Source organism: Turneriella parva DSM 21527 (assembly GCF_000266885.1).
GTDB lineage: Bacteria > Spirochaetota > Leptospiria > Turneriellales > Turneriellaceae > Turneriella > Turneriella parva.
The window spans coordinates 3,409,844-3,431,060 of sequence record NC_018020.1; the positions used below are offsets into that span (position 1 = coordinate 3,409,844).

Below are 21,217 nucleotides of genomic sequence, written 5' to 3' on the forward strand. Positions count from 1 at the left end.
CTATTTGGCATGGCGACTTTTTTCAATATTGTGTGAAACTACTGCGGCGATACCACGAGCAATGAGGTAAAACGCGCTGGCCATGGCGATGACGAACATCGTGTAAAAATAAAGATCGCTCACATGAACAATCTACATACACGAAGACTGTCTGGCAAATGATTTTGCGGCAATTCTCAGGCTCTCTCCCCTGACTTATGGCCGTGAATCTATTTACTATCCCGACGTAATCGGTTAGACACCTGTTCAGCTATCAGGCGCAACATGCCGACGGCGATTAAATATCCCGCACCAGTGAACGTGACGAGAAACGCAATCGTTGCCAATGGGCTCCTGCGCACATTCTAACAAGATTTATCAGCCCCGTCAAGAAATTGGCTAAGCCGCCCGCTGTGTTCGCGACCTCAACGCACGAGTCGCGAGCAAGACCGCAACCCCCACCAGCGGGCCACCGTGCAGCAGCAAATCGAACCAATCCATTGGCTGGTGCAGATAGCCGTCTTTGAGCAGCAGTAGCTTCTGCCACAGATGCGGAGTTTCACCGAACGGTAACAGCGCCATGATAACGGCTCCAATGATCAGATAAGTGAAGTTGGGGGATTTCATGAGTGTAAGATAATCAGGCTGTGGCCTGGCGGCCACTATTATACCGTGGCGGGTATGTATTCAGCTATGGGCTTACTTGTGGTGAGCTTGTCGAACCAAGCCCATAGCTAAATGAGTTGGGGCCACAAATAGCATAGATCTCTATTTCTTCTTGATAAAGTCATAGATCGCCACCAACGATGTGGTCAGTGCAAGAAGGGTAATGAGAGTCTCAACGGTCTTCGCGTATTCTTTGTAGCTTTGTAAAAGCAAGACTCCGCAAGCCAAAATTGCGAATCCGATCAATAACAGAATTCGTGAATTCACTTGTTATCACGATTGAGTCGGCTTGCTACTTGTTCAGCGATTAGCCGCGACATACCAACGGCAATTAAATAACCGGCGCCGGTGAAGGTTATGAGAAAAGCAATAGTTGCCAGCACGCTCATGTATGCAATCTAACAAGATTTATCAGACCTGTCAAGAATTTGCCTAAGCCCCGAAACGGCGGTCGAGGGCTGTGTTTTCCTTTTTGCCCACGAATGAATTCGGCAATGCCTTTCAGCTATGGGCTTAAGCCCATAGCTGGAAGATTGGCGCACCTCACCCTCCCAGCCTCCCTCTCCACTATGTGGAGAGGGAGGAGAAAGACAGGTTACGCGAATCGGCAAAATGCGTTCTGGCTCCCCTCTCTACATCGTGGCGAGGGGCTGGGGTGAGGTTATATCCCCCGCCCTTCGGGGACGCCCTCTCCTTTAGGAGCGGGTCACGCGGTGAGGTGCCTTCCTTTTGCCCCCGAATCAATTCGGGGGCAAAAGGGAAAGTTTCGGCAAAATATCTTTGTTTAGCATCGCAGCGGTGGTTGGCATGACCTTTGCGCTACGGGCCGCTTATGATTTTTAACTCATCTAATCGTAGCACCCCTGTTGAAGCAATGGTGCCACCGGCTTGCGAAGTGGTATTTGTTGGTGCGACCCTAAACGTGACTGTTGCCGGGCCATCAATAGTAGGTACTGCGGACAAATCAGAAGTCCATTGATTAAAATTAGTGTTTGCTATGCTGCTAATGCTCCCGATTGCCGATGCATATCCGTCAACGCTGTAGTAAAGACTAAGATTTCCTGGGCCAGTGCCCGATACACGCACGGCGGCTCGAAATGTTTTCAGTTTCAGCGAATAACCCGCAGATATATCAACGACAAACTGCAGGTACTTCACTGTTGGCCCCACTGTACCATCGAGAGCAGTTACGCCAGCCGAAAAATTTCCAGCGGTGGAAGCTGCAGGTAGTGCCTGTGCAGCAGATACGCCCAAAACACAACCTAAAGTTATGCCACTCGCAGTCAGAGAAGAAATTGAATTTATTCCGGTGACGGCGCTGGCCTGATTCGCGGTTGAAAAACCACTTGTCGCACAAGGTGCCTGCACAGAGGTCGGTGGTGACGCCGCCGTTGCAAAACCGAAGTACGTAATATCGGTGTCCGCAGCGATTGGTGTCGGCCCTGCCCCCGTACCTGTAAACGTAGCCACGCCGGGACTTGTCGCGAGCAGCGCGCCATCACTACTGCGCGTTACACCTGAAACACAAACTTTGTACGAGGTGCTTGCAGTTTGCGCCGCCGTGGTCAATGTAACGACGCTGCCGGCACGAGATGCTGCAGAGACTGCAACGACTGCGCCGGTGCCGCAAGAACTGGCAGCCAAAACAACCTCATAGTTGCCTGGTGTCTCGGCTTCAGCCTGATTTGGCGCAGCACTAAAGGTGACCGTCGCCGTTGTATTTCCTGTTGATACCGCAGAGTTTACATTGAACGCATCGGATGGTGTTGCGGTCGCTGTCACGCCCGTGCTGAGATAAGCACCGGTGTTATGTGTCGAGCACACCCGGTAATAGTACTGCGTGCCGTTGGTGAGGCCAGTGTGCACATAAGGCGAAGTGCTGCCGGTGTAGAGTGCCGTACCCGTGCAGTCTGCGGGTGAGCTGCCGGTCTGGCCCACGATTTTAACTCCACCGTTGCCATTGCCGACCGTAAACGCGATTGAGACCTGCGTGTTGCTGGGGGTTGCCGTTACGCCGGTTGGCTCAGTGAGTGCGGTCGTTGTCCAGGTAGCGCTGTAGTCAGCGGCGAGCGCTGTCCCGGCGGAACTTGTGGCGCCGGTCGTTACACAATGCGCGTATGTTGTCAATGGCTTGAGAGTGGTTAATGCATATGTGAAGATGGTATTGCCACCACTGGCGGTCGGCGTACCGGTTGAAACGGTTGTTCCGCTGCAATTTGTTTCTTTGACCGTGTACGCGCCGTTGACACTCGCGACATTCATGGCTTTGTTAAACGTCACGCTGGCGCTGGGCGCAAAGGCTATGCCAGTCGCTGCACTTGCAGGCACCACTGTGCTCACAGTCGGCGGCGCAGTGTCGATCGGTACGCACGGATTATTGGCATTATCCAGAAACTGTATGTCATCGAAGGTCAGGTTATACGCTGCAGGGTTACCCCAGCGGATCCGAAAAGTATCCATGGAACCGCCCGCAAGGTTGTCGATACGGCATACTGCCGTCATCCAGGCACCACCGGTGTTGATATCTGTCTGAGTATAACTGGCGCTCGCAGGCTCAATAGTTGTCGCCGTTGAAATGCTCGTAGCCAACTGATCATTGCCGATGCTGCAATAATTGGCTGCGGTACCGCCCGCAGTTTGCAGCTGAATAGCAAAAGATCGGCCCGTGCTCGTGCCACGCACTTTTAGGCTAAGGCGTGAGCATGTACCCGCAAGCGGTGTAGCGTTCGTCGCGTAAGAGAGCACGTTGCCATTCGCCGATGTGGCTGCGGTCGTAATGTTTGCTCCACGGGTACCCTCGACTGGCGAAGTCGTATCCTGTGTGATATTTGTCGAAGCTGAGCCCGTAACGCCCCCACCGCCGCTGGGTGGTGTCCCATAGACCCAACCCGTTGGCTGGTTCGCCGTCGCCCACGACTCAAAGTTGGCAAAATTACTCGTCTGCGTGGATGCACGCCATGATGCAGATGAAGCTGTTGCAAGTGCGAGCGAGGATGTGTTCTGTACTGCTGTCGTTACGCATGTTGTGTACTGGTTACCATCAACCAATTGTCCACCGGTCAATGTGAGTGTGAACGTCTTTTGTGCATTGCTGTTTGTAATGCCTCCTGTAGTTGCCAGAGCTGCGGCTGCACAATCAGTGCCGGCCACCACTTTGAATGAAGTCGACGTGACTGTCGCCGTCGTTATCGCCTGGTCGAAGCCAACGGAAACCTGAGTTGATGCAGTATTAAAGCCACCACCATTCGCAGGGCTGAAGAAACTGATCGTTGGAGCTACGGTATAGGTCAGATTCTTAATGCCAAAGCCATTCTCTCCACCACCAGATGTTACACCGTCATAATTCGTTGTTCCCCCGGCACCTGTGCCATAGATGCGCAACTCAAGGTTGTTGCTAAAGCGCCCCATTACAGCCCGGCCGGGTGTAAAGACAATGCCATTAGCAAGCAAACTTGCGGCAAGAGCTGTATTTGTGACATTAATCGTCGTACTGCCACCGAAGCTGGCAGGGTAAACACCAGAGGCTAAGGCTCCAGTGATTGTCACAGGGGTGGTAAAGACATAGAGCCTTCCGTCCGCTCCGTTCACGAAGTCGGTGCTAAATGTGACATTTCCGCTTACGGTTGTCCCCAGATTTGCGAGATAATTTGCATTTGCAGACCCTTCGGTAAAATCACCTGCGGTGAATGGTTCAGAAACAAAACCGTTGATTGAGCCGTCGCAAATACTGCCCGCCGTCTTCTTAACAATTTGTAGCTGCTGATTGAATGATGCCACGCACAGATTGGCCCATACTGCGCCAGCGAAAGTGATACGGTCACCTGGTGTCAGATTCAATGTCGTCGTGGGATTAACAGAACCCGTGAAGACAAAGATACCTGCGCCTGACTGAGTTTGTTGTATGTTGAACCCCATGTTCGATCCGTCACGATGAACCGAGGTCACCGTCACCTGAGGTAGCGTACATGCGGAGAGCGAATACCTGGTGTTATTTGTCGTCGGCGAACCCTGCTGCGTTTTTATATCCTCAATCGTACCACAGGCCGGCGTACCACTCCCATTCACACCACTGTTATAGTTGGGTACGGCATCGTATGTAAATATCTTATAGTAATAGGTTGTACCGTCTGTTAGGCCCGTATCATTGCACGTCGCCTGTGGTGTGGCGAGGTTGCCGCTGCAGGCAACGGTTGCCGTGGCGTCGCTCTGGTCGGTGATATCGTTTGTCGTCTTACGTAAAATTCGCACGCCTGCAAAATCTGAATCGGCAGGATTAGTCCAGCTGAGCACAAGGCGCCCGAGGGCAGGTTGTACGGTAAAACCTGTCACGTTCGCTGGCGGGGTATTATCTACTGCCGAAGCTGTCCAGCTGACTAGGGCAGCCGTCAGTGCATTGCCAGCCACGTCAGTGATCGCGCCAGTCACACAAGTCGAGTACTGTTGTGTTGCGATAAGCTGGCTGGCATTGAGAGTTATGGTGAAAGTCTGATTGCTGTTTGAGGCTACAGGCGCTGCCGAAGTGAGCTGCGTGCCCGTGCAATTGTTGCCGTTTTTTACATGAAATGAAGACGTCGTGACGTTAGCAACATTCATAGGTTCGCTGAAGGTGACCGAAATGAGCACAGCATTAGCAGCCAGAGTTCCGCCGTTCACGGGTGAATAGCTCGATACCGTCGGCGAGGTCGTATCATTGCTCGGCGTATTGACGATGCCCGATCCTGTAATACCACTTTCCGCATTATTCGCATTGTCCGTACGCCCACCACAATACGCTGCAAAGAGCGCGATGACGAGCACCATAGCCAGATTATGTCGCAGCTTTTTCATTTGTTTCTCCAATGCTCTACTACACTATTACCACCGGAGCAACAAAAGTGCCAGCTTTTACACAGTGCACAATTGCCACTCTAAAAATCCGCAATTTTCGCAACCCATTCAGGATGGTCGACATATGGATTTCTGTTTCCCTGAATGCGGTGAATAAGATCATTGCGCGCGCGTTCGACGTCGTCGACCGGGTCGTCGTTGTGCCACTTGCGTAGCATGGTTTCTTGCCAGCCTTTTATGTTCGCCTTGTTCGCCGCGGCAACGTTTTGCCAGCAGGTGTCTTCAAGGTAGTAACGGGTTGCCATATAGAAATAGATGCGCGCAATATCGCCTTTAATTCCCGCGGGCGGCTCGAAGACTGTGAGGCCGGTGCACGGCACACGCGAATCGTCCCCGTCAAGGCAGGTCGGCGTTGCCGGAGTGATCGCTGCCACGTCGGGAGCGCCCGAAAGCGAAGGGTTGCAGGTTGCCCCACATGTGCCAGCACCGCTCACCTCACCAAAAGGATTATCGCTCCTAATTGTGTTTGCATCACGGTTTGTCGGTATCACATGAACCATGTCAGCGTATGCCCGGTAATCCCAATTCTTAGTAGGATAATCGTTAGCACCTTCATTGTTTGCATTATAGCAATAACTACCTGAGGCCGAGTCGTTAACGGGCGTAGCTCCGGCCGCATACCAGCTTTTGGGCCAACTGTGCTCACGATTATATTTATTCGAGCCTGAGCCAGGGTCTTGATCGCCGCCGCTGCTCGCAAAAAGTTCGGCAATATTTGTTCCCGGAACGGTTCGGCAGACCGAATTGTACCAATCAGTAATCTGTCGCGAGGTGCAATCAGTTCGCAGAGGATTTATGCCTCGGATCGCATAGGCGATATATGCATCCCACATATCAAACCGGCCGTTCACAGGCAGCGAGAAATTATTCAGGTATGAGATGCTGTCACCAATATATGTAAACGTATAACCGGTCGGTTGGGCTATTCCGTTTTCCTGGTATTTTATTACACGGTGATTCTTAATCTTGTTGTGCAATGTCGTCTTGAGCGCCGTATCAGATTGACACGAGTTCACTCCTATCCAAAAGCCGCGGTGATCATTGCTCACTACCGTGCAGCCGTCGTCGCTAATGTTCTTCGCGATTTCCAGCGAGTCGCCTTGGGTGTTAGTCGCGCATGCTGCGAGTCCGAGCGCAATCAAAACCAAAGCTGCGAAAAAATACTTTTTCATCGTAGCGTCTCCACTTGCAGCTTCTGGCTGAGCATGATTAAGAGGTTTGCATCGGTTTGATTGTATTCGGGTGGAAAAACCGGGCCAGTGAGGCGCACCTTTGCGTCTTTTGCTATCGTATAGCTGAACATGTCGCCTGTGTCGAAGCCCGATAAGGTGCCTGCACCGAGGTTTTTGCTCAGCTGAAACCTGATCGGTACCTTGAGCCCAGTGCACGTCTGCGCATCCGTTACACTCGTCGCACCGACACAAATAGTCCCTTTGTATCCTGTTTGAAAGTTAAATTGAAACTCTCGGGCTTCACCGCTGACGCACTCGACAAACGAGGGAGAAGTCGTGACGTAACCTTCGATCTGACGCACCTGATAGAGATCGGTTGCACGTACCAATGCCGCTGTCTGCTTCACATAACCAACCGAATTGCGGCTTGAAATAATCTGAATATTCTTAAAATCAGTGATGACTGGAATCGTATTTGCGCCTGAACCGTATTTTTGCGCGCGCGTTGCGGTGAGGCGAATGCGGTCACCAAAAACTGCCATGTTTGCGGTTCGCGCATTGCTAATGTATTTCATGCTCGTGTTTTTCGCAATATCCTGCACAGGCGGTTCCTGCCCATAGGCAACAAGAATGCCCGAGGATGAATCATTCAATACAAACGACCGCGCAAATACGGTATTCACCGCGGTGCAGCCATTGGTGCCTGTCGCAAAACCATAATCTGACGGAATCGATACAATGCCTTCAATCGGCGCGTCGGCAATCGGGCTATCGGCGGTGCCGCTTGCAGCCAGTGCATTGACTGTCGTCACCAGAGTACTGATAGAGCCGTTGAAGGCGATGGGGGTAGTCGAAAACGCAGGGTAAGTTGCTCCCTTGGCTTCATCAAAAATGTCTTTGTTGCGCTGCTCATATTCAGAGCCCGAGGTACAGGCAGCGAGCAGCACCAATGCAGGTAGAATCAAATTCAGCCTCTTCATGGCAGCGCGCTCCAGCGTGAATTAATTTCGCCAGGTGTGGCAATTGTTCTGTCGCGATAATCAGCTTTGATGTACGTGCCTTTACCACCGTTACCGCCGCTATCGGTCATGTTTTTGGTCGCATGTACCCAGCTCGCTGCAGAAGTACCGGCGCCGTATGTCGGTATACGCTCCATTGAAACCATGTAAGGGGTTTCAAAGCCGGCTGTATTGCAGACAAATTCCGCGTGATTTTCAAGTGAAAAAGCATAGAAGCTGTTTCCGGTTGAGGTTGCGTTTTGCGACAAGGTTATCTGCGTCCCGCTATCTATACTCAGTATGGTTGTACTTGCGGGAATGCCTGAACCAGAAACCCCATAGCCAACACGCAGATACGTAGTGGCAAAGGCAGCAGGTAATCCTGTGATTATTGCGCTACCACTGGTGCGAGAACCTTGCGCCGTTTTTGTAGCTGGAAAATTATCTGTTGAAATCATTGGAAACACATTGCTGCCAGAATTAAGTTCGGTTCGCGTCAGGTCCGTCGTATCGACTGCTGCAGTTGTACCAAAAGTACCACTTCCGACTAGCGTGAATTGGAGCATTAAGCTGCGGACACCTGATGCCGTGGCATTTGCGCTTAAAGTCACTTGCGATGCTGAATCAATGGATTGAATTGTAGTGCCATTGGGCACGCCCAGTGCAGAAACCGACATACCCGCTTGCAGGCTTGCAGTAGAAGATATGCCTGTTACTGTCGCAGTACCATTTGATAAGGTGCCAGCCCGGTACAAAATGCCGTGAAAGCCGCCCTTAAAGTATCTGACCTGATCATGAGCGGTTGCGCCAGCTGTCGGGGCCTGAGAAATGCCCGTGGCGTTGTTCACCGCTGCCCCCGTGCGGTTGCCGCCGGCGATATCGACCAAGTTACCGCGATTATCCCGCAGTTCAACCCAGAGCGACGTCAAATGCGTGTAGGTCGCCTCGTTACCTGCATGAATGTGGTATGGATTAAAATAGTTAGAGCCGCTGAATCGGTCGACTATTGCATCCCATGCTGAGCGGCAGCGGCCACCTTCGTCAAATGACGGATAGACAAACGTCAGTATGCTGCTGTTGCTCGCATAGAACTTTCCGCTGTATGGGTCTGTAAATGACGACGTCGTCACGTTCGCCCGGCCCGTGCTGCTGGTGCGGCGGTCGAACAGCGTGAAGAAGTTCGAGAGTCCATTCACAGGATTGTAATAGGTAATCTTGTTGGTGAATGACGCGGAGTTTGCCGGGTCATAGAGCACAGACGCTGGGAAAAAGTAGCCGTCGGCGTTGAGGTCGTTGCGCTGGTCTGACTGCGTGACGACGAGAAAGCCTTTTGCGGGTATGAAGGTACCACCGGGAAGGCCCACAAGACCACGCTTCGCGAGTGATTCGTAACCGGGCCAACCGCTGGTGTAGACGCCGGGGTCGGTATAACTGTCGATTACGGGAAAGTACAGCGACCAAAAAGATACGTCGATGGCGCGATCAGTCGGGTTATAGAGTTCAATAAATTCGTTACCGTCATATGCAAAATAGTTGCTGCCAATCTTGCGGCTTGTGCCAGCGTAGTTCACCTCTGAAATGACGATTTTTTGGTAATCGCCGGTTTCGCGCGGCTGGTAGGTCACGATTCCCTGCTGCATCTCCTGGTTGGTCGGAAATCGCTTATTCATCGGCACGGCGTCGTTATAGATGCCCTGCCAGAATTGCATGTAGCGATCGACAATTGCCTGCGAATGTATCACGATTAGATTCTCGTCGTTGTTGTTGTTCGCATTCGGCGACCAGTTGAACGATCCCAAGAGCAGCTTTGCATTCGGCGTGCCTGCATCGATGACAATCGTCTTGTCGTGCAGGCGTCCGCCGCCTGCCTGCCAGTCACCGATATAGTTGTTGTTCTCGTTACCGTCGATCTTCAGGTCAAATGGCGAATAGCAGCGCGTATTCGCCTGTGTTGGGGTATCCCAGGTGTTGGTGCCATTCGGGAAAAACGGATTTGCATTACCGCCGTTCGCATTGCCTGAGCCTTGCTCGAATCCATAGGTATGCCCGCACGATGTGGCTATTCGGTATACCTCGACATACTGGTTATGTGTCAGCTGCGAGCGATCCATGATGCCGCGCACAGAGCGTGAGCCGCCGTCTTGGTTATTTTGCTGAGTGAACTGTTTGTGTTTCTGAATAAAGAGGCGCCCCAGCTGGTCGTGTGTAAACGCGAAAATGGCAAAGTTGATGCTCTGCTGCGCCTCGGCCACGGCCTGCAAGAATCTGCTCATCGCATCTTCTTGCGGCGAAAAGTAAGCCTCGACGCGTACCTGCCCGACACTAAATACGTTGTTGTAATCTAAGCGTGCTTTCGCATGGCCAAAGCGGCCCGCCATCATTTGCTGGTGGTCGTTGATAAAGTCTTCGGCCATTTCTTTCGATTCGATGATCATCCACACGTTGTAGTTGCGGTCGATCTCTGAGTCGGTAATGTTTCCGGTACCGGTCATAATATAGCGGCGGTCGATTACGCAGAATTTGTTGTGTTGAATCGACTGCGCATTACCTGAGAGCAGTTTTGCGTTGGGGTAGCGGCGCAGAAGGTCTTCAAACTGGATATAGCCAATTTCGCCATATGCATAGGTGCCTGCATCACCTGCGAGCTGCACGTCGAGTCCGCGCTGCACTGCCCGTAAGACCGAGTCTTTAATCGATGCGCGGTAAAAACCATACATGGCCCAATAAACTTCTTTGCGCGCGTTGTCGATGAGGCTGGCCAGGCGGATATCGAACTCAGGCGGTTTATGCCCGCCCGGTTTGATTCCCGGGTAGTTTACATAAAGCTCGAACAAGCGGCCGTCTTTGTCTTCTTCGGTGGTGTTCACCTTGCTGCAGGTGCTGAAAACCAGCGCCGTTAAAGCCGCCAGTGCTATGCGGTATTTCATAACGCGCCCCCTGCGTTGAAAAGTCGGTCGACGAGAGTGCTGAAGTCATTAAAGATTTTCATGTTGGTTTCTGTGCCGGCAGGCTCGACCATAATGACAAATGCATCGGTAATCGTGTAGAGGTCGTCTTGTGTGCGCTTGGGTTCTGCATCTTGACTTTGGCCGTCGTCGTAATAATAGCGCTTACGCAGGTCTGATGACATGACGATCAGGCGCGGCTTGCGCGCGCCTACGTCTGTCATGAACACGCTAAAAGGCAGGTTTGATGGGTGCTTGCGAAACTCTGCCGTAGAAGTGCTGGCAATCGCGTCTTGCAGCGTCTTGAGATCGCAGTGGATCGAGATGGAGTTTATCTTGGCGTTGTTGAATACAGCTGTCCCGTTGGTGTCTTTGAAGGGTATGTTGATCGTCGTCGTGTTCAGGGTCGGGCATGAACCTGAGACGAGTGCATTATAGGGCGCATTGTAGGCAGTCCACGGTGAGGGTATCGCGGTGGGTGAACCATCCACCTCGGTGCCGACAACGCCCTTCACAGAAAAGGCCTGCCCAAACACCTGCGGTATGCGCGCCTTGTACTGCAGCGCATTCAGCACATGGCTGCGGTTGCTGTTATGGTTTGTCATGTCGGCGATGATATCCTGCGTGATGGCGCGCGAAGCAAATTTAATCGATTTTTCTGCACGCAAGAGTTCGGTGACGAGTGCAACCAGTGGTCTTTCTTGCGGGGCGAAATAGATATTGAAGATCAGATCGCCGAGGCGAAAGCGCGTGTTGGGGTCGGTAATGGTTTTACTATTACGAAACTTACCGAACGAGGGCACTCCTTCATCGCCAAAAAGACCGCCGTAGACGAGTTGTTGCGCTTCGTTATAAAAATCGTTGCAGATGTCGAATGACTGAAACACGAAGACTATCGAAAACCCAGTGGAGAACGTTTCACTGTTCGCGCCTCCGGTTGAGATCCAACAGTTGTATTTGTCAGCGACGACGAAGTTATACTCTACCCGGCCGTCGTAAGGCTCGGCGTTGTACTTGAGGCTGCGGTTGAGTCGGTTAAAATTGAGACGGGTCGCAAGAATCTTGTTTTTCAGATTCTGGTTGGGCTCGGCTGCGGCCGTCGAAGTCGCGGTTGCATAATCAAGAAATTTATTGGCAGAGCGCTGGTTCTTGAGCGCGGCAAAGCCCGCATTGTTTTCGTTGCGCCTGTCGCCGCCGACCGCAACCTTAAGACCTGCATTCGCCTTGTCGATGAGTGCGCTGCTAATCTCGGTATCGGCGAGATCGTTGAAAACACCCACAACTTCGGTTTTTGCAGATGCGATAATGCTCAGCAGCTTCTCTTTGGCTTTCGCGTTGCCGCCGAGCCCGATATAGTAGTTCATCGACTGCGTGCTGAGTTCGGGGTCACTAGTCGTGGTCGCGCAGGTACCGCGCATGAATGAAAAAAGACTCAACGTGAGCACCAGAGAAATATGTACGCGCGTCTGTTTCATTTGTAATCCGGTGTGTTTTTTTCGCCGGGCGTTGCGAACGTGCGCTGCGAGTAATCGGGGTGCACATAACGCCCACTGATGCCGATTTGCCCTGTGCCGCAGCCGGTGCCGTAGAGCGTGGTAATTTGTGAGGGGGATGTCTCGTTGCACGGCGTCGATGCATGCCAGGTTGAGACCGAACCGCCCTCTTCTTCAAACTGGTCTTCTGTTCTTTCCATCGACCGTGTCGTAAAACCATCAACCGACCCTGAAAGCGGAAAGTTACGGCTCTGTGCATCGTCTGCTTCGGTGGTGTTGATGCCACTTTCCATGAGAAAGTTTTCGGCCGTGCGTGTTGTGATCGACCAGTTGCGTTCGGGAATTGAAAGACCTTCAAGCACCACAGGCGTATAATCGGCATTACCCTGGTCGCGAAATGCACCACCTGATTTGGCGATAATCACCGCAAACTTTCCGGGCTGAATTGTGGTGTTACCGACTTTCGGTACATAGTATATTCTCTTTACATCGCCTGTGAGCTCTATGCGCCAATCGGCAATGTCAATCGGCTTATTGCAATCCGTATTCTGAATCTCGATAAAATCATCGTCGCCGTCATATGTTCCATCGTTTTTCATGGAACCCGCCCAGTTGACCTCTCGAATCTCGGCGCAACCGCGTTTGCGGTCGACGTTGATTGCTGTCGGCCAGAGTTCGGTTACGGAAGAGGTGCAATTAGCGAATAATAATATTGAGGCTGCGAGCATACTGGTTGCGCACTTCACCCCCCTACCCTCTCTCCTAAAGGAGAGGGGGGGCTGAAGGCTTTGTGAAGCAAAGCCGCAAGCCGGGGTGAGGTTGCTTTGCCCATCAGAAAGATATTGTGCTCCTTAAGAAGATACCCATAAAGTCGGCGTCGGCCGGGCCGCCTTTGGGAACACCGTTCTTGCTGACAATGTCTTCGATCGGGGTACTGAAGAAAGAACCCGGAATAAACATCGCCGCCGTCAGCTGAAACATCAGCAGTGTATTGGGAAAGTACTGGAGCGTCAGGTTGATCTCTTGCCCGAGGGCTTTGCCGAAACGTTGCTGCGCTTCGAGTTCGGCGCGTGAAACGTATGGGTTGTTGATGAGGTCGAGGTTGTTTGGGCTGAAGTTGACCGCAGTCGAGGCGGTATCTTGCACATGCCAGATGTCGGCGCGCACCACGTATTTCTTTGACATCTCGACACCGAAGCCTGCGTGCAGCATCAGCACGCCCGATTTGCGGTTTGCGTCGAATGGGGTGTCGTCGATACCGTTGTAGCCGACGTAGCCTGAGGGGCGCACGCCCCAATAGCGGCGCATGAGTGTACCGCCGATGCGGTCACCACGCATCGAAATAAAGCCGTGAGAAATCATGTTGCCATTCTTGTCGTACTGTGGGCCCTGCGCGTAGAAAAAGTCCACTTCACCCAGGGGAGCAAGCCAGCCAAACAGGGTTTTCAGCCGGGCAGTTGTACCACCACCGAAACCGAAAGTTGTGTAGTCTGCAACCGGCTGGCCCTGGCGGCGAAGATCAGAACCGGTCGACATGGCACCATCGACATAGACGATCAGCTGGCTAAAGATCGGCACCTGTTCGTTGAGGTGGGCAGCCAGACGGGCACCAAATAGGCCCGACCAGTCGTTGTCAGAAAAATTGCCAATGCGGCCATTTTCTGAATAGTCAGAGCCACCTTTCGTGCCGCGTACACGCGCATAGAACGCGTACACACGGGGGTCAAGTTTGAATTTCATGAGTTTCTTCATGAAGGGTTCACCCGAGGCCACGATGCCAGTGCGGTACGTCGAAACATCGCCGTTGAGGCCTGCGAGCTTGTTGGTCGTGTCGCGCGAGAAGTATTGAAATTCATCGTTCCAGCGGTCATTTTCGCCGGCGCCATAACTATTGGCACCCGAGTAGACGTCGACGCCGAGAATTTTTATATCAACCTTATCTTTCCAGTGCACATTGAAGACGACTGCGTCGAGCACGTCGCGCAGCATATAGTCGTTTTGTATGCCGCCGACGCTGAAGAACTGTCGGCCCATCACGACATCGGCGACAAGTCCGTTCAGATTAAAGAATTCCCAAAAAATATTCGCGCGCGCAATGCGCGTGCCGGGGTTTCCGTTACCCTGCAGCTGAAAGCTACCCCAGACGCCGTCGAAGCCAAACGACATCTCGACGCCCACGCGCTGCTTCGGAAACATGAACGAGGTATCAAACTTCGCGCGCGTCAAGGCGAGTCCCTGCTGGTCGTCGGTCGTGCGAATCTGAAAGTCGTTTGTGCTGTTGAGCTTTCTCAGGTCGGCGTTGTTGTATGAGTGAAACTCCTGCAGCATGTTGAAGCCCCAGAGAAACTCAAACTCAGGTTTATCTTTGCGTACGGCAAACTGGCGCTCGAATTCATAGATCCACTGGCCTGTGCGGTCGATCGCCGCTTCAGACAATTGGTTGTCGCGCGTCGGTGCGCGTTTGTCTGCCTCTTTCTTCTCACCTTCTTTTTTAACTTCTGTCGGGGTGCCCTTTTCATCTGCCTTCGGCTTTTCGGTTTTCTCTTGCTTAGGCTCTTCTTTTTCGTCTTCTAATTTCGGAATCTCAGGAAACGGTGCTTGCGCTATGAGCGCCGGGCTTCCCAGTATTGAGCCCAGGCAAAGCACCGCGATGAGCGGAGAGAAATAGTTATTCATTTTATTTTCCATGAGTTGAGTGTGGAGTCTTATAGCAAGCTACTTGCCAATTCAGCACCTCTGTCATTTCGTCAGATGCCGAAGTGTTGTAAAGAGCGTTACTATAACTAGATGGACGACGACGAGTCGTCAATGCCATTATTTGTAAATGGAGTAATAATGCAGTGATCATTTGTATACTCAAAGCATTAGAGAATGCGCCATTGCAATTCGCTTGACGTCGCTTGCAATTGCGCACGGCTGCGAAAATGTCTGCCGCAGATCGCGCCGCTACTCTCATCGCAGAAATGTCTGCTCTCCACGATGCAGGCAATTATTCTCTGGTTGAAGTGACACGCCCCTGGTCGAAGTTTAACCCGACAATCAGCGGCGAATTCGCCGAGCCGAAAGCACTCTCATGGTATCTGAAGCGCGAGTTTGAGGGTTTGCTGTCACGCGGTGCGGAGATCCGAATTTCTGAATCACGCCGCCGCCGCGACCTCTTCGACCCAGAACTTTTCGAAAGCCTCAGCGAAGATGCATGGGATCTGCGTAAAAAGAAACTGTTTCTCTTCACGGCCGAACGCATCGAACTCTCGCTGAACCGCCTGCACCACTATACATCCACACCTGCTACCGGTTTTCAACGGTACATTCTCTTCACCAACTACCGCATGCACGTCGACGCGTTTTTGTCGCTCTACCCCAACTGCGTGAAGCCGACGAACCCCGGTGCGCAGATGGCAGCCTACCACCACGTGCTGCCCGACAACGCGGGCATTACGCTCATCAACATCGGTGTCGGCCCGGCGAACGCGAAGACGATCACAGACCACGTCGCGGTGCTGCGTCCCGATCTGATGATGATGGTGGGCCATTGTGGTGGATTACGTAACCACCAGGATATCGGCGACTATGTGCTAGCATCTTCGTACATGCGAGCCGACCGCGTGATGGAAGAAGTGTTGCCGAACGAAATTCCCGTGATTCCGAATTTTCTGATCAACTCATACCTGCGCCGCGAGCTCGCCGACCGCAGCATTCCATACAGAATGGGCACGGTCTACACCACCGACAACCGCAATTGGGAGTTCAACCAGCGCCGCACCATCGACGCGATGAAGATGTCTCGTTCGATTGCGGTCGACATGGAATCGGCGACGATTGCAGCCAATGGCTACCGCTACCGCATACCGCACGCAACGCTTTTGTGTGTGAGCGACAAGCCGCTGCACGGCCGGCCAAAACTCTCGGGTGAGGCACAGGCGTTCTATGCCAACAGCAAAGAAAAGCACCTTGAAATAGCAATCCGCACCGTCGAAGCGATTCGCAGCGAATACCCACAGGGTCTGCCGAACGACGATGTGCGCTCTTTTGATGAGCCATTATTGGGAAGTTCGGGAAACGACTAACGTCGTTTCCCGAACAGCGCCAGCCTCGCGCCCCGAAAACGGGCAGGCAGCGAAGCGCTTTAGCAGTAGTTCGCCCTGCGAACTACGAGGCCTGCGCGTTTTCGGGAACAAGCGCGAGGCTGGCGAAGGTTAAATCGAGACCTTATTTCTCCCTGTTCTCTTACTCTTATACAGCGCCTTATCAGCCCGGTCGAGAAACTTTTCCAGTGGGCTGCGGTTTGTGGCGTAACTGACGCCGACTGAGGCAGTCACCTTAAGTTTACCGGTCGCCGTTTCGAAAGGCAGGCTGTCGACCGCGACGCGCACGCGCTCGGCAAGCAGAATGGCGTTTTCCCGATGCACCTGCGGTATAAAGATGGCAAATTCTTCGCCGCCGATGCGTCCGAAAATTTCGCTTTCGCGCAAGACGCCGCGAATGCGCTGCACGGTTTCGCGCAGCACCTCGTCGCCGACGGCATGGCCGTGCTCGTCGTTGATCTTTTTGAAATGGTCGATATCCATCAGTAGCACCGAATGATGGTCGCCTGCTGACGCTTTCGCAAGTTCAATTTCGGCCAGGCGCTCGAAGCCGCGACGGTTCAGAATCTGCGTGAGCGGGTCTGTTTCGGCGACGTCGTTGAGTTTTTCGATCTCTTGTTCGACGGGTCTTAAAAATATGTAATTGCCGGCGACGTAGGCGAGCAAGAAAGTCGCAACCAGCGACAGGCAGAGCCCGAGAATCAGCGTGATCGCGTTGTGGTAGGCGTCGCGGTAGATTGCTGATTCCAGAAACCGCAGCGAAATATACATCGCCGCGCGATCTTCTGATTCAATACGCTGAAAGGTATAGACATAGCGTTTATCCGATTCGCGCACCCTCGCCGGTGAAATGGATTCACCGGCATTTTTGATGTGCTGCCAGATTTTTTCATTCGGGTATGGTTTGCCCATCAGCGAAGGTTCATTGTCGAGCTTCAGCGGATGTTGAAAAAGCACGACGCCTTTTGTGTCGAGCGCAGTAATCACTGATTTTTCGGGCAGGGTATATTCGGCGAACACGTCTTCGAGCCATTCGACACTGACTGAAAGGTAGAGCACCGAGGCGAGTTCGCCGTCGCTGTTAATGATCGGCATGGCGGCGATGATACCGGGCTTGCCGCTGATCTTGCCGAATTGCAGTCCGCCGATCTGCGGCGAACGGGTTTGCACGACGAGTTGAAACCATTCGCGTTCTGCGACATTCACTTTGGCTTTGTGCGCCAGCCCCGAGCAGACGATGTCTCCATTGGGCCGAACTACGCCGGCATTGTCATAAACCGGATTGCTGGCAATAAACCGGGACATAAATGCAGGACAATCTTTGCCCGCATTGCGTACTTCGGGCAGCAACACCAGAATGCGCATGGACTGCATCGTCTGCGCAATGAGCTCATCTTGTTTTTCGGCAATGTGCGAAAGCAGCGATTTCGCGCGGTCGACTGCATCGAGTTTAGCCTGCTGAAACGAGCGGTAGGTAATAAAAAGCGCCGAGGCGAGTATCGGCATCACGGCGACAAAAATCACCGAAGCCAGCAAAAGCTTACGTTTGAGTAAATCGGGAATGCGCATGCCGGCCGCGTGCAGAAAAAAAGGTCGAGAGGCACCTTCAAGTAATTCTTGACGAACAGATAATGTACTGAAGACAAACTGAATGTACAGCTTTGAACGCTATCCGGTACCGAAGGGGTATTTCACCGCCCGAGACGGTGTTCAGCTGCCCTGGTTTGAGTACGGCAATCTCAAAGCCTCGCACACGATATTGTTTCTGAATGGCTTCACGTGTAACCAGTACAATATTGCCAAGGTTGTCGCCACATTGGGTGTCGACTATCGAATCGTGACATTCGACTATCGCGGTCAGGGGCTCGCCTACCGCGAACGTTACAAGAAAGTCTCGATCGACGCAGTGCTCGACGACATCGACGCGTTGCACGAGCATATAGGCAGAATTCCGGTGCTGCTCTTCGGTTACAGCATGGGCTGCCAGCTCGCCGTCGAATGGAATTACCGCGACAACACGCGCGTCATCGGCCTCGTGCTGCTTTTAGGTATCTATGGAAACATCTTCGACTCTTTTCTGAACACGAAAATCTTCGCACCGATGCTGAATGCTACCTACCATGCATTCCCTTTTCTGAAGCCGATACTCAAGCGCACCTGGCGCACGGCGCACCGCCTGCCCTTTGCGATACGCCTCGCTCTCGGCAAGGGCACTCTGCTGAACCCCGACCGCGTGAACGAAGCCGAACTGCGGCCGTTTCTCGACCAGCTTGCAGAGCTCGATTTTGAATACATTTTGCATATGTCGCACGCCATTCACCACCACACGAATGAAGGCCAGTTCGATCGCATCAAGGCGCCTTGCCTCATAATTTCCGGCGAAGCCGACCTCTTCGCGCTGCCGCAACATTCAGAACGCGTTCACCAGGCAGTCGCCGCGTCATGGTATTTCTCGATACCGGCCGGCACGCACAATGCAGTGCTTGAGCATTCTGAAGAGATTACGAGTTGGATAGCCGAGTTTTTACGCGAAAAGAATCTGGCTGCCGGGTGAGCGGCCATGCCTATTATTACTGGCGCGCAAATGCACGTCTGGGCTTAAAATGCACACGACGCACGGCACGGCGTGATGCTTCGAGAATGGTGAATTTGCCGGGTGTGAGATCGAGCTCCTCACCTTTGAGGGGTATTCTGCCGCAGGCTGCGAGCAGATAACCTGCAAGAGTTTCGAAGTTTTCTTTTTGAATCGAGGCGTTGAATGCTTTGCTGAAATCGTCGATGTCCATAAGGCAGTCGACGGTAAAGCCCCCGGCTTCTGCAGCTTCCATATAATGCGTCTCGAGCTTCTGGTCATGGCTGAAAATATCACCCACAAGTTCTTCGGCGAGATTTTCTTCTGTTACCATGCCGAGAATGAGACCATATTCATTTACGACGAATACCATAGCTTCGCCGAGCTGCCGCATCTCTGAATGCAACTGCTCGACTTTGAGAGAATACGGAAAAAAATGCGCGGGCCGCATCACCTGCTTCACGCGCATGCTGCCGGTCTTGTCGAGCAGGTCGCGCAGGTCGATGTACCCTGCAATCTCTGCCGGTATCGTTTCGTAGACCGGGTAGCGCGAATAAGAACTTTTTTCAAGCCCCTCGGCGCATTCGGCAAGTGTCGCGCTCGCGGGCAGCGAATAGAGTTCGCTCATCGGCGTCATGATCTCGCGAATCGTCGTGCTTGAATACGTCGCGAGCGACTCGGTGAGCGGCAATTTGCTTTCACCCGTATGCTCTGATATAAAGCGAAACACTTCGAGGCGGGCGTCATCGTGCTTTTCAGTGCCGACTTTGCCAATGAGGCGTGAAATCTTGAGAAAGACATAGCTCAGCGGTAACAGCAGGTAGTAGAACATCCAGATAATAAAGTAGGATTTCTCAAGCAAGAGCAGGTTCTTGCGCCGTCCGATGGCTTTCGGCAATGCTTCTGAAAGCAGAAAGAACAGCGCAAGCTCCATCAAAAAAACAAGAGCCTTGTACTGCCATTCGCGTTCAGGTGGCAGCAACGAATCGAGCGCGAGCGTACCGATGACTATCGCAAGATTATTGCCCGTGAGCAGCATCGCGATAATGTCATTCTTCTGCAAGAACAGCTTTTCGAGGCGCGCGCGGTTGCCCCGCGTGACATTCAGTGCCGACAAGCTGAAGAAAGCCACTTCGGTCGCGGCGAAAAAAGCGGCAACAATCAGGCAGGCGATAAAGATGGCGATGCTAAGCATTCTTTTTTACTACCAATACGAAGTCGCGAATACGGTGCTCTTCGACGCGAAATGACTTAAAGATGAGTGAGCCGATCTCGACTTCTTTATCGCCATGAGGGAAACCATCGAGCCGCTCGAGAATGAAGCCTCCGATTGTTTCACTGATTTCAGCGTTGAGGTTCGAACGAAAAATTTCATTGAACCGGTCGAGCGGCATCTGCGCCGAAACCCGGTAGCGGCGCGAATCAAGCTGCGTCAGGTACTGATCTTTGGGTGTCGCGGTAAAACTCGCGCCCAGAATGTGGTTGATAATGCCGCGCAGCGTCACAGCACCGATGAACGCGCCCGCTTCATCGACGACAACGGCGAGGTCGCGACGGTTTTGCATAAGCGCCGAAAGAGCCTCGCTCAGCGAGAATGATGCCGGCAAAAACTCGACTGGATGCATTTTGTCGCTGAGGTCTTTCTTGCGGGCGAGCAGCAGCTGTACAACCCCGCGCAGGTATACCACACCTTCTATCTCTACCGAGTTCTTGCGGTAGATGACGGCAAAATTATGCGGTGAACCGATAAAGGCCTTTCGTGCCTGCACGACGCTCGTGCCTTCGGGCAACATCAGCGCCTGCGAACGCGGAATCATCGCCGAGTAGATGTCGTTATGGTAAAACGCGATCGAGCGCGAGAGCATCAGCATCTCTTCTGCCCGCAAAAGGCCGTGGTCTTCGGCGAACCTGACCGCTTCGACGAGCTCGCTTTCGCTGAGTGTGCTCTTCACCGGCTTCAAGGGTTTCACCAACGCCGCCGTCAGCCTGTCGAAGGGTATCGTGACCCGCCCCGTGAAACGAAACCAGACCCTGAGCGGCAGGTGCAAAATTCTCACCCAGGTATCCTTAAAGATGAGGGCGATGATCTTGGGTATGACTTCGCCGAACGTGAGCACGTAGAGTGTGATCACGAGCGACAGCACAATCTCGCGGTGCGCAAAATTGCCGAATTCCGCGGTTATGATCGTCTCCGCAAGATTCGTCATGGCAATGTTGACGATCAGGTTGCCGAGCAAGAGGCCGGTAATGATGCGTTCGGGGCGCTTGAGCCACGCGATAATATTCTTTCGCAGCTTATGGTGAAACCGTTCGCCACCGATGCGCTGCAGACGGCCGATATCCTGAGAGAAGATGGCGGCTTCGCTGCCCGAATAAAAGGCGCTGAGCAGCGTGAGCACGATGATCAGCAGCGCGAACAT

15 protein-coding genes are annotated in these 21,217 nt (G+C 52.8%); 2 read left to right on the plus strand and 13 right to left on the minus strand.

The genetic code is table 11. The features are described 5' to 3' along the window. The 10 genes from TURPA_RS24175 to TURPA_RS16255 form a co-directional block, all read right to left on the minus strand. Positions 1-123 (minus strand): hypothetical protein, encoded by a 123-nt coding sequence (locus TURPA_RS24175; RefSeq protein WP_281054938.1) that lies wholly within the window; start codon positions 121-123, stop codon positions 1-3. Between the two features lie 255 nt (positions 124-378). After that, on the minus strand, positions 379-606 hold the full coding sequence (locus TURPA_RS16220; protein WP_014804391.1) for a hypothetical protein: 228 nt from the start codon (positions 604-606) through the stop codon (positions 379-381). 302 nt (positions 607-908) lie between these two features. Then, positions 909-1,034: a hypothetical protein gene (locus tag TURPA_RS24180; RefSeq protein WP_281054939.1), complete on the minus strand. Its 126-nt coding sequence runs from the start codon at positions 1,032-1,034 to the stop codon at positions 909-911. A 430-nt stretch (positions 1,035-1,464) separates the two neighbouring features. Then, complete coding sequence (locus tag TURPA_RS16225; protein ID WP_014804392.1) at positions 1,465-5,472, minus strand: beta strand repeat-containing protein; 4,008 nt, start codon at positions 5,470-5,472, stop codon at positions 1,465-1,467. An 80-nt stretch (positions 5,473-5,552) separates the two neighbouring features. Next, complete coding sequence (locus TURPA_RS16230) at positions 5,553-6,704, minus strand: endonuclease I family protein (protein WP_014804393.1); 1,152 nt, start codon at positions 6,702-6,704, stop codon at positions 5,553-5,555. Next, complete coding sequence (locus tag TURPA_RS16235) at positions 6,701-7,684, minus strand: hypothetical protein (RefSeq protein WP_014804394.1); 984 nt, start codon at positions 7,682-7,684, stop codon at positions 6,701-6,703. Before TURPA_RS16235 ends, TURPA_RS16230 begins: the two co-directional genes overlap by 4 nt. Further along, positions 7,681-10,629 (minus strand): phospholipase D-like domain-containing protein, encoded by a 2,949-nt coding sequence (locus TURPA_RS16240; RefSeq protein ID WP_014804395.1) that lies wholly within the window; start codon positions 10,627-10,629, stop codon positions 7,681-7,683. Before TURPA_RS16240 ends, TURPA_RS16235 begins: the two co-directional genes overlap by 4 nt. Continuing rightward, positions 10,626-12,122: a hypothetical protein gene (locus tag TURPA_RS16245; RefSeq protein WP_014804396.1), complete on the minus strand. Its 1,497-nt coding sequence runs from the start codon at positions 12,120-12,122 to the stop codon at positions 10,626-10,628. Before TURPA_RS16245 ends, TURPA_RS16240 begins: the two co-directional genes overlap by 4 nt. Beyond that, positions 12,119-12,868, minus strand: a complete 750-nt coding sequence (locus tag TURPA_RS16250) for a lamin tail domain-containing protein (RefSeq protein WP_014804397.1) — start codon at positions 12,866-12,868, stop codon at positions 12,119-12,121. The genes TURPA_RS16245 and TURPA_RS16250 overlap by 4 nt, the downstream gene beginning before the upstream one ends. 103 nt (positions 12,869-12,971) lie before the next feature. Next, positions 12,972-14,828, minus strand: a complete 1,857-nt coding sequence (locus TURPA_RS16255; protein WP_041948581.1) for a hypothetical protein — start codon at positions 14,826-14,828, stop codon at positions 12,972-12,974. A gap of 236 nt (positions 14,829-15,064) precedes the next feature. On the opposite strand from TURPA_RS16255, the gene TURPA_RS16260 reads away from it, so the two are divergent. Then, positions 15,065-16,207 (plus strand): phosphorylase family protein, encoded by a 1,143-nt coding sequence (locus tag TURPA_RS16260; protein WP_014804399.1) that lies wholly within the window; start codon positions 15,065-15,067, stop codon positions 16,205-16,207. A 129-nt stretch (positions 16,208-16,336) separates the two neighbouring features. Here the strand turns inward: TURPA_RS16260 and TURPA_RS22190 are convergent, their stop codons facing one another. Beyond that, entirely contained in the window at positions 16,337-17,794 is a 1,458-nt protein-coding gene (locus tag TURPA_RS22190) for a sensor domain-containing diguanylate cyclase (protein ID WP_014804400.1), read from the minus strand. Positions 17,795-17,876: 82 nt separating this feature from the next. Here TURPA_RS22190 and TURPA_RS16270 point away from each other — a divergent pair, with 82 nt between their 5' ends. Further along, positions 17,877-18,779 (plus strand): alpha/beta fold hydrolase, encoded by a 903-nt coding sequence (locus tag TURPA_RS16270; protein ID WP_014804401.1) that lies wholly within the window; start codon positions 17,877-17,879, stop codon positions 18,777-18,779. 16 nt (positions 18,780-18,795) lie between these two features. Here TURPA_RS16270 and TURPA_RS16275 read toward each other — a convergent pair whose 3' ends face one another. Both TURPA_RS16275 and TURPA_RS16280 read right to left on the minus strand, forming a co-directional pair. Beyond that, positions 18,796-19,992, minus strand: coding sequence for a hemolysin family protein (locus TURPA_RS16275; RefSeq protein ID WP_014804402.1), 1,197 nt, complete (start codon positions 19,990-19,992; stop codon positions 18,796-18,798). Beyond that, positions 19,985-21,217, minus strand: coding sequence for a CNNM domain-containing protein (locus TURPA_RS16280; RefSeq protein ID WP_014804403.1), 1,233 nt, complete (start codon positions 21,215-21,217; stop codon positions 19,985-19,987). The genes TURPA_RS16275 and TURPA_RS16280 overlap by 8 nt, the downstream gene beginning before the upstream one ends.

Excerpts from the sequence above, each read along its gene's own strand:
- TURPA_RS16220 (WP_014804391.1), bottom strand. The coding sequence starts at position 606 with ATGAAATCCCCCAACTTCACTTATCTGATCATTGGAGCCGTTATCATG.
- TURPA_RS24180 (WP_281054939.1), bottom strand. The coding sequence starts at position 1,034 with ATGAGCGTGCTGGCAACTATTGCTTTTCTCATAACCTTCACCGGCGCC.
- TURPA_RS16225 (WP_014804392.1), bottom strand. The coding sequence starts at position 5,472 with ATGAAAAAGCTGCGACATAATCTGGCTATGGTGCTCGTCATCGCGCTC.
- TURPA_RS16230 (WP_014804393.1), bottom strand. The coding sequence starts at position 6,704 with ATGAAAAAGTATTTTTTCGCAGCTTTGGTTTTGATTGCGCTCGGACTC.
- TURPA_RS16235 (WP_014804394.1), bottom strand. The coding sequence starts at position 7,684 with ATGAAGAGGCTGAATTTGATTCTACCTGCATTGGTGCTGCTCGCTGCC.
- TURPA_RS16240 (WP_014804395.1), bottom strand. The coding sequence starts at position 10,629 with ATGAAATACCGCATAGCACTGGCGGCTTTAACGGCGCTGGTTTTCAGC.
- TURPA_RS16245 (WP_014804396.1), bottom strand. The coding sequence starts at position 12,122 with ATGAAACAGACGCGCGTACATATTTCTCTGGTGCTCACGTTGAGTCTT.
- TURPA_RS16250 (WP_014804397.1), bottom strand. The coding sequence starts at position 12,868 with ATGCTCGCAGCCTCAATATTATTATTCGCTAATTGCACCTCTTCCGTA.
- TURPA_RS16255 (WP_041948581.1), bottom strand. The coding sequence starts at position 14,828 with ATGGAAAATAAAATGAATAACTATTTCTCTCCGCTCATCGCGGTGCTT.
- TURPA_RS16260 (WP_014804399.1), top strand. The coding sequence starts at position 15,065 with ATGTCTGCCGCAGATCGCGCCGCTACTCTCATCGCAGAAATGTCTGCT.
- TURPA_RS22190 (WP_014804400.1), bottom strand. The coding sequence starts at position 17,794 with ATGCGCATTCCCGATTTACTCAAACGTAAGCTTTTGCTGGCTTCGGTG.
- TURPA_RS16270 (WP_014804401.1), top strand. The coding sequence starts at position 17,877 with ATGTACAGCTTTGAACGCTATCCGGTACCGAAGGGGTATTTCACCGCC.
- TURPA_RS16275 (WP_014804402.1), bottom strand. The coding sequence starts at position 19,992 with ATGCTTAGCATCGCCATCTTTATCGCCTGCCTGATTGTTGCCGCTTTT.
- TURPA_RS16280 (WP_014804403.1), bottom strand. The coding sequence starts at position 21,217 with ATGTTCGCGCTGCTGATCATCGTGCTCACGCTGCTCAGCGCCTTTTAT.